Below are 15516 nucleotides of genomic sequence, written 5' to 3' on the forward strand. Positions count from 1 at the left end.
ATGAAGTATAAAAGAAAAGGGTAAGTGTTTTCGCAATACTTACTCTTTTATAATGAAGTTTTTGCAATTCAAGATGTTTCGATGACCATTTAAGATTTAGATGAATTTGTAATCTTAAATAAGGTAAGATAAAGATAACAAATGTAAAGGAGTATTCTTATGAAGAAACAAAATATAAAATCGCTATTACTTGTACCACTTGTATTTGCATCTATTACTACGGGTGTTGTATATGCAGAAGAACATCCTACTACTTCATCTATCCAGGCGAATGATAGTTCTGTTGTGGCACCAGATTTGCCATCGGCTAAGGAAAAGGTGGAGCATAAACCTTCTGTTGTAACTCCAGAAGAATATGAGAACAATGTTACGGACTTTAAAAAGATAGATATTGAAGCTGTTCGTCAATCTTTTACAGAGGATCAATTGGAACATACTATTTATTTTGGTAGAAAAACTTGCTCTCATTGTCGTCAATTTTCTCCTGAATTGAAAGAATTTAATAACTTGATTGAAAAGAAGTTAGAGTATTATGATTTGGATGGTAAGGATTTTGATGAGGAAGCGAGAGAGTTTCTATTTAAAAAGTCGGTATTCCAGGAACACCAACAATTTTGTATTTAAGAAATGGACATCCGACATCTGGATGGGTTGGTGGCGGAGCAACTGCACAACAGGTGTATGATTATATGTACTCGAGAAACTCACCTAAGCAAACGGAGACAGTGAAATCTTCTGAGGAAACAGTAACTGAAAGTGTCCGTGATGAGAATACTAGAAGTGACAGCATGAATATTAGTGATAAAGTTGTAAGTGACAGCAAAGGTATGAGTGATGAAAAAAGAACTGAAATGAAAATATCCAATGTTAATCCCAATTCTAATAGTGAAAATAGTGGGAAAGTGAAGAGTACAAACTCAACTTCTGAAGCTAAAACTACTCAATCTGACAATTTAGCAATGTTAGACAATAAGAATCAATTGGAAACTCCTAAACCTATTTTTGATGTTGCTCAAGAAAATAAAACTCCTTCAACTGATGTTAAGGGGACTGATTATGTAAGCAAATCTATTACTTCGAATGAAAAATTATTACCGAAAACAGGAGAGGAAGAAAGTTACCAACTGCTTCGGCTGGCTGTCGCGTTTTTTATGACTTCTGTAATGATTAAAGTGAAACAAAAAATTCATAAATAAAAATAGATGGTAAACAGGTGCAATGATACTATTTGTTTGTAATAATATATGGCTAGAATTTGCCTGTAGATAAGAATGAGAAGATAGGTGTATTTATTTTATATATAAAAGATTATAATTGTATATGAAATGAATGGTAAAAGGTAAAGTATTTCTGAAATGCTTTCTTTTTCGACTATTTTAACGCCTCAAGATGTTTTGATGACTATTTATGATTTGGATGGAAAATTTCAAAAAATAGTAGTATACTAACATTGTTAAGGTTGCAACAGGACAAAAATTAAACATAAAAAAGGAGATATTCGTCATGGATACAAAAATGATGTCACAATTTGCAGTTATGGATAATGAAATGCTTGCTCGTATAGAGGGTGGGGATGTATCTGATATTTATAGAGGGTACGCTAATCAGGTAAGTCCATTCGGTTCTTACCCTCCTATATTAAAAAATTCAGGTCCTTTTCCAGTAAGTGGTTACTGCCCGCGCGGTTATCATGACCGTGGTTATATAGGAGCGGGTTTTCATTTATGTGGAATATAGGCTGAAATACAAGAAATGAGGAAGAATTTCTATGAAAAAGTATCAACTTCTATTCAAAATAAGTGCAGTCTTCTCTTACTTATTTTTCGTATTTGGTCTTTCTCAGCTGACGCTTATCGTCCAAAATTATTGGCAATTTTCTTCCCAGATTGGCAATTTCGTCTGGATTCAAAATATCTTGAGTTTACTATTTAGCGGAGTCATGATTTGGATTCTGGTTAAGACAGGTCATGGTTATCTCTTTCACATTCCAAGAAAAAAATGGCTTTGGTATTCGATTTTGACAGTATTAGTGCTAGTGCTCCAGATCTCTTTTAACGTTCAGATAGCTAAACATGTTCAGTCAACTGCTGAAGGTTGGGCCGTATTGATCGGTTATAGTGGGACCAACTTTGCTGAGCTAGGTATCTATGTAACCCTGTTTTTCCTGACTCCACTAATGGAAGAGTTGATTTATAGGGGATTACTTCAACACGCCTTCTTTAAGCATTCGCGATTTGGCCTTGATTTGCTTCTTCCTTCCATTTTGTTTGCTCTTCCTCATTTTTCAAACTTACCTAGTCTGTTAGATATTTTCGTCTTTGCGACATTTGGCATCATCTTTGCCGGTTTGACCCGCTATACCAAGAGTATTTATCCATCCTATGCGGTGCATGTGATCAATAATATTGTAGCGACCTTCCCGTTTTTGCTGACTTTTCTACATAGGGTCTTGGGGTAAAAAAAGCAAAAGGCTTGCTTTTCAGCCATAGAGGAGGTTATCATGTATAAACGCTTATTTTTCCTAGATTCCAAAACCTTAGACTGGTTGACACCCTATATTCTAGTCTTGGCTTCTGACACCATTGCCTTTAATGTTTTTGTGCTAACCTTTGTATCTGCGGTGGTCTTTAATTTCCTAAACCCCATGCTATCTTTAATGGCTATCTTTTTAGGGGGTGGTTATGTGGTCGGATTTTGGTTACTCAAATGGTTTGTTTTGGAAAGGCTAGAACTAAAGAATAACGCGTAGGAAGTCTGTTTGGTGAGGAGGATAATTTTATGGAGTTTTTTGATAAATTTCATGCCTTGTGCTTTGGATTTTTAGTACTAATAATCGTCATTACAGTTCCTTATACGATTAACCATGGGGACTTTTTTCAAAATGAATTTGCATTGATTCTTGTAAGTCTTCTAGTAACCTCGCTGAGCGTTGCTTATGCTAGAAAGTTTGATATGATTTCTTTTGGGATGTTAAGCAAGAAAGACCTTTTGCTTTTCATTGCAATCTTTCTTCTAAGTGTACTTGAGACGCTGGTTTATATTCATTTCTTCGCTATTTCTTCTGGCGCAGGAGTTCAACACTTGGCGGAAGTCAGCAGAGGAATTTCTCTGTCTTTGATTTTGACTTCCTCAGTTTTTGGCCCCATCCAGGAGGAACTCATTTTCAGAGGACTTCTTCAAGGTGCGGTTTTTGACAATTCTTGGTTAGGGCTTGTGCTAACTTCCTCTCTCTTTTCTTTTATGCATGGTCCTTCTAATGTCCCTTCGTTTATTTTTTATCTACTTGGGGGCTTGTTACTGGGATTTGCTTATAAAAAGAGCCAAAACCTATGGGTTTCTACTCTAGTTCACATGTTTTACAATGCTTGGCCACTCTTATATTATTTATAAAAATCATGAAAGGTAAGCAGAAGACGGTGCTTGCCTTTTTCTTTCTATAATGATACCCAAGCCAATCCAGAGGCTTTTCTTTGAGAATCGGGTGTGGAGCGGTTGACGAATAGGCCAAAAACTAGTAGAATAGTAAGGAAACTTTATACGGAGGAAAGAAATGGATTTGGGTGATAATGAGCTAACACTGACTCCCATACCTGGGAAAAGTGGCAAGGCTTATATGGGTAGCTATCCTGATGGGAAGCGCATCTTTGTAAAAATGAACACCTCTCCAATCCTACCTGGTCTAGCTAGAGAACAAATTGCTCCACAATTATTATGGAGTCGCCGTTTGGCAGATGGGCGTGATATGTGTGCTCAAGAATGGTTGACAGGCAAGATATTGACCCCCTATGATATGAATCGTAAACAAATCGTCAATATTTTAACCCGCCTTCATCGCTCACGTCCTTTGATGACACAGTTGAGTCGTTTGGGCTATGCCATGGAAACACCTGTAGATTTACTACAGTCTTGGCAGGAAACGGCTCCAGATGCTTTGCGTAAAAATCATTTTATCAGTGAAGTGATGGCTGATTTACGTCAGACTATTCCAGGATTTAGAGAGGACTATGCGACCATTGTCCATGGAGATGTACGACATAGTAATTGGATTGAGACAGATAGTGGCTTGATTTATTTGGTAGATTGGGATTCGGTTCGCTTGACCGACCGCATGTTTGATGTGGCCCATATGCTCTGCCATTATATTCCAGAACATCAGTGGAAGGAATGGTTGACCTACTACGGTTACAAGTATAATCAAACGGTATTAAGTAAATTGTATTGGTACGGTCAATTGTCTTATTTGAGCCAGATTTCCAAGTATTATATGAACCAAGATTTAGAAAATGTTAATCGGGAGATTCATGGCTTGCGTCACTTCCGAGACAAGTATGGAAAGAGAAGATGAGAGTTAGAAATCGTAAAGGGGCGACAGAATTACTAGAGGCAAATCCCCAGTATGTGGTCCTCAATCCCTTGGAAGCCAAGGGGAAATGGCGGGACTTGTTTGGCAATGACAATCCCATTCATGTGGAAGTTGGAAGTGGGAAGGGTGCCTTTGTTTCAGGTATGGCAAAGCAGAACCCTGACATCAACTATATCGGGATTGATATTCAAAAGTCTGTTTTAAGCTATGCTTTAGACAAGGTTCTTGAAGTTGGAGTGCCTAACATCAAGCTCTTGTGGGTAGATGGTTCTGACTTGACTGACTACTTTGAAGACGGTGAGATTGATCGCTTGTATCTGAACTTTTCAGATCCATGGCCGAAAAAACGCCATGAAAAGCGTCGTTTGACCTACAAGACCTTCTTGGATACCTTCAAACGTATCTTGCCTGAAAATGGAGAAATTCATTTCAAGACGGATAACCGTGGCTTGTTTGAGTACAGTTTAGTGAGCTTTTCTCAGTATGGCATGAAGCTCAATGGTGTCTGGCTAGACTTACATGCCAGTGATTTTGAAGGCAATGTCATGACAGAATACGAGCAAAAATTCTCCAATAAGGGGCAAGTTATCTACCGAGTTGAGGTAGAATTTTAAGAAATAGCCTGAAATCAGGCTGTATAAGTGCTTTTGCTTTACATAAGTTAGCAAATGTGATATACTAAGAGTAAGAATATGAAAAGTGAGGCGGGGAAATATCTTCGCCTCTTGCTTATGAGGAGGTGGACGCAATCGCAACAATCGTAGAATTAGTCAGAGAAGTTGTAGAACCTGTCATAGAAGCTCCTTTCGAGCTCGTGGATATCGAGTATGGAAAGATTGGCAGTGACATGATTCTCAGTATTTTTGTAGATAAACCTGAAGGAATTACCTTGAACGACACGGCAGACTTGACAGAAATGATCAGTCCTGTCCTAGATACCATCAAGCCAGATCCCTTCCCAGAACAATATTTCCTAGAAATCACCAGTCCAGGTTTGGAACGTCCTTTAAAAACCAAGGATGCCGTTGCTGGAGCAGTTGGGGAATACATCCATGTCGGGCTCTACCAAGCCATCGATAAGCAAAAGGTCTTTGAAGGAACCTTGTTGGCCTTCGAAGAGGACGAGTTGACTATGGAATATATGGACAAGACGCGTAAGAAAACCGTCCAAATTCCATACAGTTTAGTATCAAAAGCACGTTTAGCAGTTAAATTATAGAAAAAGAAAGGATAGCTTTTGAGGATTCAAAAGTGAAGAAAACATGAGTAAAGAAATGCTAGAGGCCTTCCGCATTTTGGAAGAAGACAAGGGAATCAAAAAAGAAGACATCATCGACGCAGTAGTAGAGTCGCTTCGTTCCGCTTATCGCAGACGCTATGGTCAGTCAGACAGCGTAGCTATTGACTTCAACGAAAAAACAGGTAACTTTACAGTTTATACTGTCCGTGAAGTTGTTGATGAAGTATTTGATAGCCGTTTGGAAATCAGCTTGAAAGATGCTCTTGCCATTAATTCAGCTTATGAACTTGGAGACAAAATCAAGTTTGAAGAAGCACCAGCTGAGTTTGGTCGTGTAGCAGCCCAATCTGCCAAACAAACCATCATGGAAAAAATGCGCAAGCAAACACGTGCCATCACTTACAATACTTACAAAGAACATGAGCAAGAAATCATGTCTGGTACAGTAGAACGCTTTGACAACCGCTTTATCTATGTCAACCTTGGTAGCATCGAAGCCCAATTGTCAAAACAAGACCAAATTCCTGGAGAAGTTTTTGCTTCTCATGATCGTATCGAAGTTTATGTTTACAAGGTTGAAGACAACCCTCGTGGTGTGAACGTCTTTGTTAGCCGTAGCCATCCAGAAATGATCAAACGTTTGATGGAGCAAGAAATTCCAGAAGTTTATGATGGAACTGTTGAAATCATGAGCGTGGCTCGTGAAGCAGGTGACCGTACGAAGGTTGCTGTTCGTAGCCACAATCCAAACGTGGATGCTATCGGTACAATCGTTGGACGTGGTGGTGCTAATATTAAGAAGATTACTAGCAAATTCCACCCAGCTCGTTACGATGCTAAAAATGACCGCATGGTACCAATCGAAGAAAATATCGATGTTATCGAGTGGGTAGCAGATCCAGCTGAATTTATCTACAATGCCATCGCTCCTGCTGAGGTTGACCAAGTTATCTTTGATGAAAACGACAGCAAACGTGCCTTGGTGGTTGTTCCAGATAACAAGCTTTCTCTTGCCATTGGTCGTCGTGGACAAAACGTGCGCTTGGCGGCTCACTTGACTGGTTACCGTATCGATATCAAGTCTGCTAGCGAATTTGAAGCCATGGAAGACGCTGCTTCAGTAGAGTTGGAAGTAGAAAACGATACTGTAGAAGAATAAAAGCTGCTAGAGGAGGGAAAGATGAAAACAAGAAAAATCCCTTTGCGCAAGTCTGTTGTGTCTAACGAAGTGATTGATAAGCGTGATTTGCTCCGCATTGTCAAGAACAAGGAAGGACAAGTCTTTATTGATCCTACGGGCAAGGCCAATGGCCGCGGCGCTTATATCAAACTAGACAATGCAGAAGCCCTAGAGGCGAAAAAGAAGAAGGTCTTTAACCGCAGCTTTAGCATGGAAGTGGAAGAAAGCTTTTATGACGAGTTGATCGCTTATGTGGATCACAAAGTGAAAAGAAGAGAGTTAGGACTTGAATAAGCAAAAGATAAGTAATCTCTTGGGACTTGCTCAGCGAGCAGGGCGGATTATATCGGGTGAAGAATTGGTGGTCAAGGCCATTCAAGACGGCAAGGCCAAGTTGGTCTTTCTAGCTCATGATGCTGGACCCAATCTGACCAAGAAGATTCAAGATAAAAGTCATTATTATCAAGTGGAAATTGTAACCGTGTTTTCAACACTGGAATTAAGCATAGCAGTCGGGAAATCGAGAAAGGTTTTGGCTGTAACAGATGCTGGATTTACAAAGAAAATGAGGTCTCTTATGGAATAGAAGAGGAGGACATGATTTGTCTAAGAAAAGATTGTACGAAATCGCAAAAGAACTTGGAAAAGAAAGTAAAGAAGTTGTAGCGCGTGCAAAAGAGTTGGGCTTGGATGTGAAAAGCCACTCATCAAGTGTGGAAGAAGCTGTCGCTGCAAAAATTGCTGCCAGCTTTAAGCCTGCAGCTGCTCCGAAAGTAGAAGCAAAACCTGCAGCACCAAAAGTAAGTGCAGAAAAGAAAGCCGAAAAATCTGAGCCAGCTAAACCAGCTGTAGCTAAGGAAGAGGCAAAACCTGCTGAGCCAGTCGCTCCGAAAACAGAAAAAGTAGCAGCTAAACCGCAAAGTCGTAATTTCAAGGCTGAGCGTGAAGCTCGTGCCAAAGAACAGGCAGAACGACGCAAGCAAAATAAGGGCAATAACCGTGACCAACAACAAAACGGAAACCGTCAGAAAAACGACGGTCGCAATGGTGGAAAACAAGGTCAAGGCAACCGCGATAATCGTCGCTTTAATGATCAAGCTAAGAAACAGCAAGGTCAGCAAAATCGAGGAAATGAACGCCGTCAACAAGAGGATAAACGTCCAAATCAAGCGGCTCCACGTGTTGACTTTAAAGCCCGTGCAGCAGCCCTAAAAGCAGAGCAAAATGCTGAATATGCACGTTCAAGTGAGGAACGTTTCAAGCAGTATCAGGCTGCTAAAGAAGCCTTGGCTCAAGCTAACAAACGCAAGGAACCAGAGGAAATCTTTGAAGAAGCGGCTAAGTTAGCTGAACAAGCGCAACAAGAACAGCAAGTTCAAGCAGTGGTTGAACTTGCTCCTGTAGCTAAAGAAGCGCCAGTGGATACACGTCGTAAGAAACAAGCTCGACCAGACAAAAATCGTGACGATTATGATCACGAAGAAGATGGTCCTAGAAAACAACAAAAGAATCGAAGTAGTCAAAATCAAGTGAGAAATCAAAAGAATAGTAACTGGAATAACAACAAAAAGAACAAAAAAGGCAATAACAAGAACAACCGTAATCAGACTCCAAAACCTGTTACAGAGCGTAAATTCCATGAATTGCCAACAGAATTTGAGTATACAGATGGTATGACCGTTGCGGAAATCGCAAAACGTATCAAACGTGAACCAGCTGAAATCGTTAAGAAACTCTTTATGATGGGTGTCATGGCCACACAAAACCAATCCTTGGATGGGGAAACCATCGAACTCCTCATGGTGGATTACGGTATCGAAGCCAAACAAAAGGTTGAAGTGGATAATGCTGACATCGAACGTTTCTTTGTCGAAGATGGTTATCTCAATGAAAATGAATTGGTTGAGCGTCCACCAGTTGTAACTATCATGGGACACGTTGACCACGGTAAAACAACACTCCTAGATACCCTTCGTAATTCTCGTGTTGCGACAGGTGAAGCAGGTGGTATCACTCAGCATATCGGTGCCTACCAAATCGTGGAAAATGGCAAGAAGATTACTTTCCTTGATACACCGGGACACGCGGCCTTTACATCTATGCGTGCGCGTGGTGCTTCTGTTACCGATATTACGATTTTGGTCGTAGCGGCAGATGACGGGGTTATGCCTCAGACTATCGAAGCCATCAACCACTCAAAAGCGGCCAATGTTCCAATCATCGTAGCTATCAACAAGATTGATAAACCAGGTGCTAACCCAGAACGCGTTATCGGTGAATTGGCAGAGCATGGAGTTATGTCAACTGCTTGGGGTGGAGATTCTGAATTTGTTGAAATCTCAGCTAAATTCAACCAAAACATCGAAGAATTGTTGGAAACAGTCCTTCTTGTAGCTGAAATTCAAGAACTCAAGGCAGACCCAACAGTGCGTGCGATCGGTACAGTTATCGAAGCGCGCTTGGATAAAGGAAAAGGTGCGGTCGCAACCCTTCTTGTTCAACAAGGTACCTTGAATGTTCAAGACCCAATCGTTGTCGGAAATACCTTCGGTCGTGTCCGTGCTATGACCAATGACCTTGGTCGTCGTGTTAAGGTAGCAGGTCCATCAACGCCAGTTTCAATCACAGGTTTGAACGAAGCGCCAATGGCGGGTGACCACTTTGCTGTCTACGAAGATGAAAAATCTGCGCGTGCAGCAGGTGAAGAGCGTGCCAAACGTGCCCTCATGAAACAACGTCAAGCTACCCAACGTGTTAGCCTTGAAAACCTCTTTGATACCCTTAAAGCTGGTGAACTCAAGTCTGTTAACGTTATCATTAAGGCTGACGTACAAGGTTCTGTTGAAGCCCTTTCTGCATCACTTCAGAAAATCGATGTGGAAGGTGTCAAAGTGACCATCGTCCACTCAGCGGTCGGTGCTATCAATGAATCTGACGTGACCCTTGCCGAAGCTTCAAATGCCTTTATCGTTGGTTTCAACGTACGCCCTACACCACAAGCTCGTCAACAAGCAGAAGCTGACGATGTGGAAATTCGTCTCCACAGCATTATCTATAAGGTTATCGAAGAGATGGAAGAAGCCATGAAAGGGATGCTTGATCCAGAATTCGAAGAAAAAGTTATCGGTGAAGCAGTTATTCGTGAAACCTTCAAGGTGTCTAAAGTGGGAACTATCGGTGGATTTATGGTTATCAACGGTAAGGTTGCCCGTGACTCTAAAGTCCGTGTTATCCGTGATGGTGTCGTTATCTATGATGGTGAACTCGCAAGCTTGAAACACTATAAAGACGACGTTAAGGAAGTTACAAACGGCCGTGAAGGTGGATTGATGATCGACGGCTACAATGATATTAAGATGGATGATGTGATTGAGGCCTATGTCATGGAAGAAATCAAGAGATAATAGAGAAACGATAGCTCATTTGACTCGTCGTCAACAGCGCCTTGATGAACTTCAGTTCTATCTAAGGCTTGTTTCCTAGATTCAAATGGCTCTAGTTCCTCTATCTAATAAAAATAGCTAGGTCTGCTGGCCTAGCTTTTGGTTCAAAGTAGAGAAAGGAATATCATGGCAAATCATTTCCGTACAGATCGTGTGGGCATGGAAATCAAGCGTGAAGTCAATGAGATTTTGCAAAAGAAAGTCCGTGATCCACGTGTCCAAGGTGTGACCATCACAGATGTTCAGATGCTGGGTGACTTGTCTGTTGCCAAGGTTTATTACACCATTTTGAGTAACCTTGCTTCGGATATCCAAAAAGTCCAAATCGGGCTTGAAAAAGCAACTGGTACCATCAAACGTGAACTTGGTCGCAATTTGAAATTGTACAAAATCCCAGATTTGACCTTCGTCAAAGACGAGTCCATCGAGTATGGAAACAAGATTGACGAGATGCTACGCAATCTGGATAAGAACTAAAGAAGAGGGGCAACCCTCTTTTTTGGTGGAGAAAAAGGCAATAAAACATGATGGGGGAATCTTTCTAGACTTATACTCAATGAAAATCAAAGAGCAAACTAGGAAACTAGCCGCAGGCTGTACTGGAGTAGGGCAAGGTGAAGCTGACGTAGTTTGAATTTGATTTTCGAAGAGTATTAAAAATTATTAAAAAGATTTATAAAATTTAGATAGTGTGATATTATGAGATAAAGATACAAGAGAAAGAGGTATTTATATGGCTGAACAAGACTTAGCTATGCAAGTATTGCAACAAGTGGTGAAACTACCTGTTGTTAAGGTTGATCGTTCGAAGTTTTTAGTGGATAAGTTTTCCAAAGAATTAGATTCACAGGACATTCCTACCTTATTAGAACAAGGCCCAACGTCTCTCTTATCTTAAGAAATCTTAGATCGAGTGGCTAATGTCTGTATTAGGGATAATGTTTTATTAGCGAGTGGGACTTCTGTTGTTGCAGGATTACCAGGTGGACTTGCCATGGCAATTACCATACCAGCGAATATAGCTCAATTTTATGCTTTTTCTTTAAAATTAGCTCAAGAACTAGGGTATATTTTATGAGATATGTGAGAAGGAAATATAAAAGAGAATGATGAAATACAAATGTAATAGGTACATATATGTGGTATACTAGTTATAGTAGATTTTAATTGCTTATATCGAGTGAATTCTCATATTAGTGAGGAATTTTTAAATGGAATTACAATTTAATTTAGAACTAGTAGAAACCTATAAAAGTAATAGTCAGAAGGCACGTATCTTAATGGAGGATTGGGTTTATCGTCAGTCTTATTGCCCTAATTGTGGGAAAAATCCTTTAAATCATTTTGAAAATAATAGACCTGTAGCAGATTTTTACTGTAATCATTGTAGTGAGGAGTTTGAACTAAAGAGCAAAAAAGGAAATTTTTCATCAACAATCAATGATGGTGCTTATGCAACGATGATGGAGCGTGTGCAGGTAGATAATAATTCTAATTTCTTTTTTAACTTATACAAAAAATTTTGAGGTAAATAATTTTCTTGTCCTTCCGAAGCAATTTGTTACACCGAAATCAATTATTCAAAGGAAGCCACTTGCGCCAACTGCTAGACGAGCAGGTTGGATTGGTTGTAACATTGATTTATCACAAGTACTTTCTAAAGGAAGAATATTTTTTGTGAAAAATGGACAAGTTAGAGATCCAGAAAAAGTTACAAAAGAATTTAAGCAAAGTTTATTTTTAAGGAAGAACTCTCTTTCAGTAAGAGGTTGGACAATAGAAATTCTAAATTGTATAGATAAGATAGAGGGTTCAGAATTTACCCTTGAAGATATGTATCGTTTTGAAAGTGACCTAAAAAATATCTTTGTTAAGAACAATCATATCAAAGAAAAGATTAGGCAACAGCTTCAAATATTAAGAGACAAAGAAATAATAGAATTTAAAGGTAGAGGAAAGTATCGGAAATTATGAAAACTTATGTGTAATGGTTTATACTTTATCAGACCCTGATTGTGTGAGGTGGTTGTCTGAAAATATGGAGTTTGGTGATGAGAAACAACTTTTTTTATTGAATAAAAAATATAGCTGGGAATATGGAGATGAATTACCAGAGTGGTTGGAAAGCCCAAAACTATATAGATTATTGCTAATAAGTGAATGATTGGAAAACAATTTAAAACTGAAAAAGTATACAGTAGAAATTACAGAAACTTTATCACGTTTAGTAAGTATAGAAGCTGAAAATCCAGATGAAGCCGAATGACTTGTAAGAGAAAAGTATAAGAGTTGTGAAATTGTTCTTGATTCAGATGATTTTCAGAACTATGACACTAGCATATATGATTAGATAGATGTTTTTATTTTGTCACACAAAAAAGAGGCTCGCACCTCTTTTTTAGTTTCAGATAAATTAATCAATTTTTTTAATAAATTTAGCAATTTCTTTTACAATCTCAGTAACCAAAGCATTTCCCATAAAAAACATTCTCATTTTATCAGATACCTCTACAATAGATCCATCTGACAATTTCTTTTTAGCTGTCCAATCATCTGGGAAATCCTGAAGGCGTTCAGCTTCAATGGGTGTAATTAATCTATATTTATTGTTTACAAATAATAAATGTGTGGAACGATTAACTGTTCCTTCGGATGTAAGCATTGTTCGTCCTGGAAGGTTTAAATCATCATAAGGGGACATTCCTCCTTCTGAATAGATGTATTGATGTCCGTCAGAGGATGTTCGTTCAATTTTCTTAGGTCCTCTAAGATATTGAAATTTTTCCAATTTTGACTGATCAGTTAAAAAATATTTTTCAGGTACTTCAGACTCATCTTGAAGAATTTCTCCTAGAGTGATAGGATTGCCATTGTAATTAGGTTCTGTATCAATAGAATAGTATTTTCCATGTCTCATAATTCCTGTATTCCAAACAGTACCAGTAAAAGTATCTGAAACTTCAACTATATCATTTGGTAACTCATAAAACACATGACGATTTTTAACTGCTATAGGTTTAATAGGAAATTGTTTTGCAAATAGACCTTGATTGAAAATATAGTCATCATACCTATTATCTTCAAAGATTTCTTCATTTTTTTCGTAAAGATTGTCATTTTTTTGGGCAAAGACTGTATCATTTCGATATACGAAAAAGAATACACGACGTCTTCGTTGGCTTCTTCCATACTCAGCAGCATTAATAACTCTCCACTCTACAGAATATCCAAGGTTATTAAAAGCTGTTAGCATGATTGCAAAATCACGTCCTCTCTGTTTTGAGGGCGCTTTTAAAAGCCTATCCACGTTTTCCAGAATTAAGTATTTGGGTTTAATGATTTCAGTTGCTCTAATGATTTCCCAAAATAAAACTCCTTTTTTTCCTTCAATACCTTTTTCATCTTTCTTGCTACGCGCAACAGAGTAATCTTGGCAAGGAAAACCACCGACAATCATATCGGCATCCATTTTGGAAAATTGTTCGTCTGTTACATCAGAGATACTAATATTGATGTTTTCGCTATTGGGGAAGTGATAATCATAGACCTCAAATGCGTCTTGAGATTTACGAGATGGTTCCCATTGGTTTGCCCATTTTGTTTTAAAGAGTTGCTTATCGGCATTTTCTAATCCTATCCGAAAACCGCCAACTCCAGCAAATAGTTCGAGAACTTTCATCTTTTCTCCTTCATTTTTTTACAGTTTAATCCATTATATACTATTTTCAATGATTGATCAAGTATTAATGTTTGCTTTAGTTTAATTTGATATAATATAAAAGATAGGAGAAGAAAATGGATCAAAACTTATTTAACTATAACGATGAAGATATCGATAGTGTTATTGAATATTCTCACAAACTATTAAATAGAAAATTTTCCGATGTTATGGAAGAGTATAATCGTTCGCTTTATAAATCATATGACGATTATAATGATAGAGTAGTCTCTGAGGTACAAGATAAAGCAATTAGTATGAAGTCAAAAGGGCAGTATGGAAATTATATTGAAAAATATTTCTATGGTTACCAGCCAAATAGTGACTCGGAAGCTGACTTTGAAAAAATAGGTGTAGAGTTAAAAGTTACTCCTTTTAAGATAAACAAAAATGGGACACTTAGTGCAAAAGAACGACTTGTATTAACAATACTAAACTATATGGAGGAAAATTTAGAGGATTTTTACTCCACTCATTTATGGAAAAAATGTGCAAAGATTTTGTTATTGTTTTACAATGGCTTAATTCCCAATCAAACAATGAAGGACTATGTCATTGAAAAAATATTTTTATATGAATGGTTTGAGGAGGATATGGCAGTCATCCTTGAAGACTATCAGAAGATTATAGATAAAATCAAAAATGGAAGGGCACATGAATTATCAGAATCAGATGGAAACTATTTATCAACTTGTACAAAAGGTGCAGGTAAAGGAAAGGATTTAAGACAGCAACCATTTAGTCATGAATTAGCAAAACAAAGAGCTTGGGAATTAAAATCAAGTTATATGACCTATCTGATTAATCATAAAATTTTTAACCAATCAGATCAAGAAAGTGTTTTGGCTAATTTTAGGGGTGAAAAAAAGTCATTTACTGAGGTTATTGCAGAGAAGATTCTTTCCTACAAAGGTTTCTCTGAACAAAAGTTATATGATAGATTTGAAGTGAATCCCAAGGCAAAAGGTAAGAATAGTACTCTGATTAGAAAAATTTTAGGCTTGACAGGGGATTTGGATAAGACCAAAGAATTTCAAAAAGCAAACATGAATTTGAGAGTTATTCGAGTAGATAAGAATAATTTACCTAAGGAAGACTCTCCATTTAAAACTTATTGTTTTAAAGAATTAGCAGCAACAGATAGTTGGGAATCATCACATGTTTATAATGAAATTTATAATAAACGATTCCTTTTCGTTATTTTTAAGGAAATTGAACCTAAGCTATTTGTATTAGATTCTATCAAATTTTGGGGATTTCAGGATAGACAATTGGAAGAAATCGAAAGAGTGTGGCAGGAAACTAGACAAATTATTTCTGACGGAGTTAAATTAACTCAAAATGGTAATAAAGTTTCAACTAATTTCCCTCAAAGTAAGATAAATAGAATTCTATTTACGAAATTACATGCTACCAATGCTTACTATGAAATTGAAAAAGGAAAATTTGTTGGGAAAGGCTCATTATCTGATACAGATGAACTTCCAGATGGACGTAGGATTACAAAACACTCCTTTTGGATGCCTAAGAAGTTTATAAAAGAAATATTAGATGGGAATTGGGATTGATAGT

The 15516-nt window shown here is 38.0% G+C and carries 14 protein-coding genes and 4 pseudogenes; 17 read left to right on the forward strand and 1 reads right to left on the reverse strand.

Annotation, left to right across the window (positions count from 1 at the left end; genetic code table 11):
- Positions 1 to 159: 159 nt before the first annotated feature.
- The 16 genes and pseudogenes from HT709_RS11665 to HT709_RS11675 all read left to right on the forward strand — a co-directional run.
- Positions 160 to 1196: pseudogene (locus HT709_RS11665) on the forward strand (thioredoxin domain-containing protein).
- A 307-nt stretch (positions 1197 to 1503) separates the two neighbouring features.
- A complete protein-coding gene (locus tag HT709_RS02830; RefSeq protein WP_000379956.1) occupies positions 1504 to 1737 on the forward strand; it encodes a ComC/BlpC family leader-containing pheromone/bacteriocin in 234 nt (77 codons plus the stop codon).
- Between the two features lie 31 nt (positions 1738 to 1768).
- Positions 1769 to 2458, forward strand: a complete 690-nt coding sequence (locus tag HT709_RS02835; protein ID WP_000760519.1) for a CPBP family intramembrane glutamic endopeptidase — start codon at positions 1769 to 1771, stop codon at positions 2456 to 2458.
- Between the two features lie 42 nt (positions 2459 to 2500).
- Positions 2501 to 2749: an immunity protein BlpZ gene (gene blpZ / locus HT709_RS02840; RefSeq protein ID WP_000278083.1), complete on the forward strand. Its 249-nt coding sequence runs from the start codon at positions 2501 to 2503 to the stop codon at positions 2747 to 2749.
- A gap of 29 nt (positions 2750 to 2778) precedes the next feature.
- Positions 2779 to 3390: a type II CAAX endopeptidase family protein gene (locus tag HT709_RS02845; RefSeq protein WP_000394033.1), complete on the forward strand. Its 612-nt coding sequence runs from the start codon at positions 2779 to 2781 to the stop codon at positions 3388 to 3390.
- Between the two features lie 160 nt (positions 3391 to 3550).
- On the forward strand, positions 3551 to 4345 hold the full coding sequence (locus HT709_RS02850) for a phosphotransferase family protein (RefSeq protein WP_000363006.1): 795 nt from the start codon (positions 3551 to 3553) through the stop codon (positions 4343 to 4345).
- Entirely contained in the window at positions 4342 to 4977 is a 636-nt protein-coding gene (trmB, locus tag HT709_RS02855) for a tRNA (guanosine(46)-N7)-methyltransferase TrmB (RefSeq protein WP_001266096.1), read from the forward strand. Before HT709_RS02850 ends, trmB begins: the two co-directional genes overlap by 4 nt.
- Before the next feature lie 125 nt (positions 4978 to 5102).
- On the forward strand, positions 5103 to 5582 hold the full coding sequence (gene rimP, locus HT709_RS02860; protein WP_007284956.1) for a ribosome maturation factor RimP: 480 nt from the start codon (positions 5103 to 5105) through the stop codon (positions 5580 to 5582).
- Between the two features lie 43 nt (positions 5583 to 5625).
- A complete protein-coding gene (nusA, locus tag HT709_RS02865; protein ID WP_023932582.1) occupies positions 5626 to 6762 on the forward strand; it encodes a transcription termination factor NusA in 1137 nt (378 codons plus the stop codon).
- Between the two features lie 21 nt (positions 6763 to 6783).
- Positions 6784 to 7077 carry a YlxR family protein gene (locus HT709_RS02870; RefSeq protein ID WP_000857562.1) on the forward strand — a complete coding sequence of 98 codons (294 nt, stop codon included), beginning with the start codon at positions 6784 to 6786 and terminating at the stop codon, positions 7075 to 7077.
- Complete coding sequence (locus HT709_RS02875; protein ID WP_001041390.1) at positions 7070 to 7369, forward strand: YlxQ-related RNA-binding protein; 300 nt, start codon at positions 7070 to 7072, stop codon at positions 7367 to 7369. Before HT709_RS02870 ends, HT709_RS02875 begins: the two co-directional genes overlap by 8 nt.
- Before the next feature lie 16 nt (positions 7370 to 7385).
- Complete coding sequence (gene infB / locus HT709_RS02880; RefSeq protein ID WP_023938704.1) at positions 7386 to 10187, forward strand: translation initiation factor IF-2; 2802 nt, start codon at positions 7386 to 7388, stop codon at positions 10185 to 10187.
- A gap of 165 nt (positions 10188 to 10352) precedes the next feature.
- A complete protein-coding gene (gene rbfA, locus HT709_RS02885) occupies positions 10353 to 10703 on the forward strand; it encodes a 30S ribosome-binding factor RbfA (protein WP_001273597.1) in 351 nt (116 codons plus the stop codon).
- Between the two features lie 256 nt (positions 10704 to 10959).
- A pseudogene (locus HT709_RS11670) lies at positions 10960 to 11298 on the forward strand (hypothetical protein); the annotation flags it as partial.
- A 139-nt stretch (positions 11299 to 11437) separates the two neighbouring features.
- Positions 11438 to 12200: pseudogene (locus HT709_RS02895) on the forward strand (DpnI domain-containing protein).
- Positions 12196 to 12576 (forward strand): annotated as a pseudogene (locus tag HT709_RS11675) (DpnD/PcfM family protein); the annotation flags it as partial. The pseudogenes HT709_RS02895 and HT709_RS11675, both read left to right, overlap by 5 nt.
- 63 nt (positions 12577 to 12639) lie before the next feature.
- Here the strand turns inward: HT709_RS11675 and dcm are convergent.
- The gene (gene dcm / locus HT709_RS02905) at positions 12640 to 13905 is read right to left on the reverse strand and encodes a DNA (cytosine-5-)-methyltransferase (RefSeq protein WP_050207411.1); all 1266 of its coding nucleotides are present in this window, start codon (positions 13903 to 13905) and stop codon (positions 12640 to 12642) included.
- A 116-nt stretch (positions 13906 to 14021) separates the two neighbouring features.
- On the opposite strand from dcm, the gene HT709_RS02910 reads away from it, so the two are divergent.
- A complete protein-coding gene (locus HT709_RS02910; protein WP_172925503.1) occupies positions 14022 to 15512 on the forward strand; it encodes a Sau3AI family type II restriction endonuclease in 1491 nt (496 codons plus the stop codon).
- The last annotated feature ends 4 nt before the right edge of the window (positions 15513 to 15516 follow it).

The sequence above is a fragment of the Streptococcus sp. 1343 genome, from assembly GCF_013277355.1.
GTDB classification, from domain to species: domain Bacteria; phylum Bacillota; class Bacilli; order Lactobacillales; family Streptococcaceae; genus Streptococcus; species Streptococcus pseudopneumoniae.

Excerpts from the sequence above, each read along its gene's own strand:
- HT709_RS02830 (WP_000379956.1), top strand. The coding sequence starts at position 1,504 with ATGGATACAAAAATGATGTCACAATTTGCAGTTATGGATAATGAAATG.
- HT709_RS02835 (WP_000760519.1), top strand. The coding sequence starts at position 1,769 with ATGAAAAAGTATCAACTTCTATTCAAAATAAGTGCAGTCTTCTCTTAC.
- blpZ (WP_000278083.1), top strand. The coding sequence starts at position 2,501 with ATGTATAAACGCTTATTTTTCCTAGATTCCAAAACCTTAGACTGGTTG.
- HT709_RS02845 (WP_000394033.1), top strand. The coding sequence starts at position 2,779 with ATGGAGTTTTTTGATAAATTTCATGCCTTGTGCTTTGGATTTTTAGTA.
- HT709_RS02850 (WP_000363006.1), top strand. The coding sequence starts at position 3,551 with ATGGATTTGGGTGATAATGAGCTAACACTGACTCCCATACCTGGGAAA.
- trmB (WP_001266096.1), top strand. The coding sequence starts at position 4,342 with ATGAGAGTTAGAAATCGTAAAGGGGCGACAGAATTACTAGAGGCAAAT.
- nusA (WP_023932582.1), top strand. The coding sequence starts at position 5,626 with ATGAGTAAAGAAATGCTAGAGGCCTTCCGCATTTTGGAAGAAGACAAG.
- HT709_RS02870 (WP_000857562.1), top strand. The coding sequence starts at position 6,784 with ATGAAAACAAGAAAAATCCCTTTGCGCAAGTCTGTTGTGTCTAACGAA.
- rbfA (WP_001273597.1), top strand. The coding sequence starts at position 10,353 with ATGGCAAATCATTTCCGTACAGATCGTGTGGGCATGGAAATCAAGCGT.
- dcm (WP_050207411.1), bottom strand. The coding sequence starts at position 13,905 with ATGAAAGTTCTCGAACTATTTGCTGGAGTTGGCGGTTTTCGGATAGGA.
- HT709_RS02910 (WP_172925503.1), top strand. The coding sequence starts at position 14,022 with ATGGATCAAAACTTATTTAACTATAACGATGAAGATATCGATAGTGTT.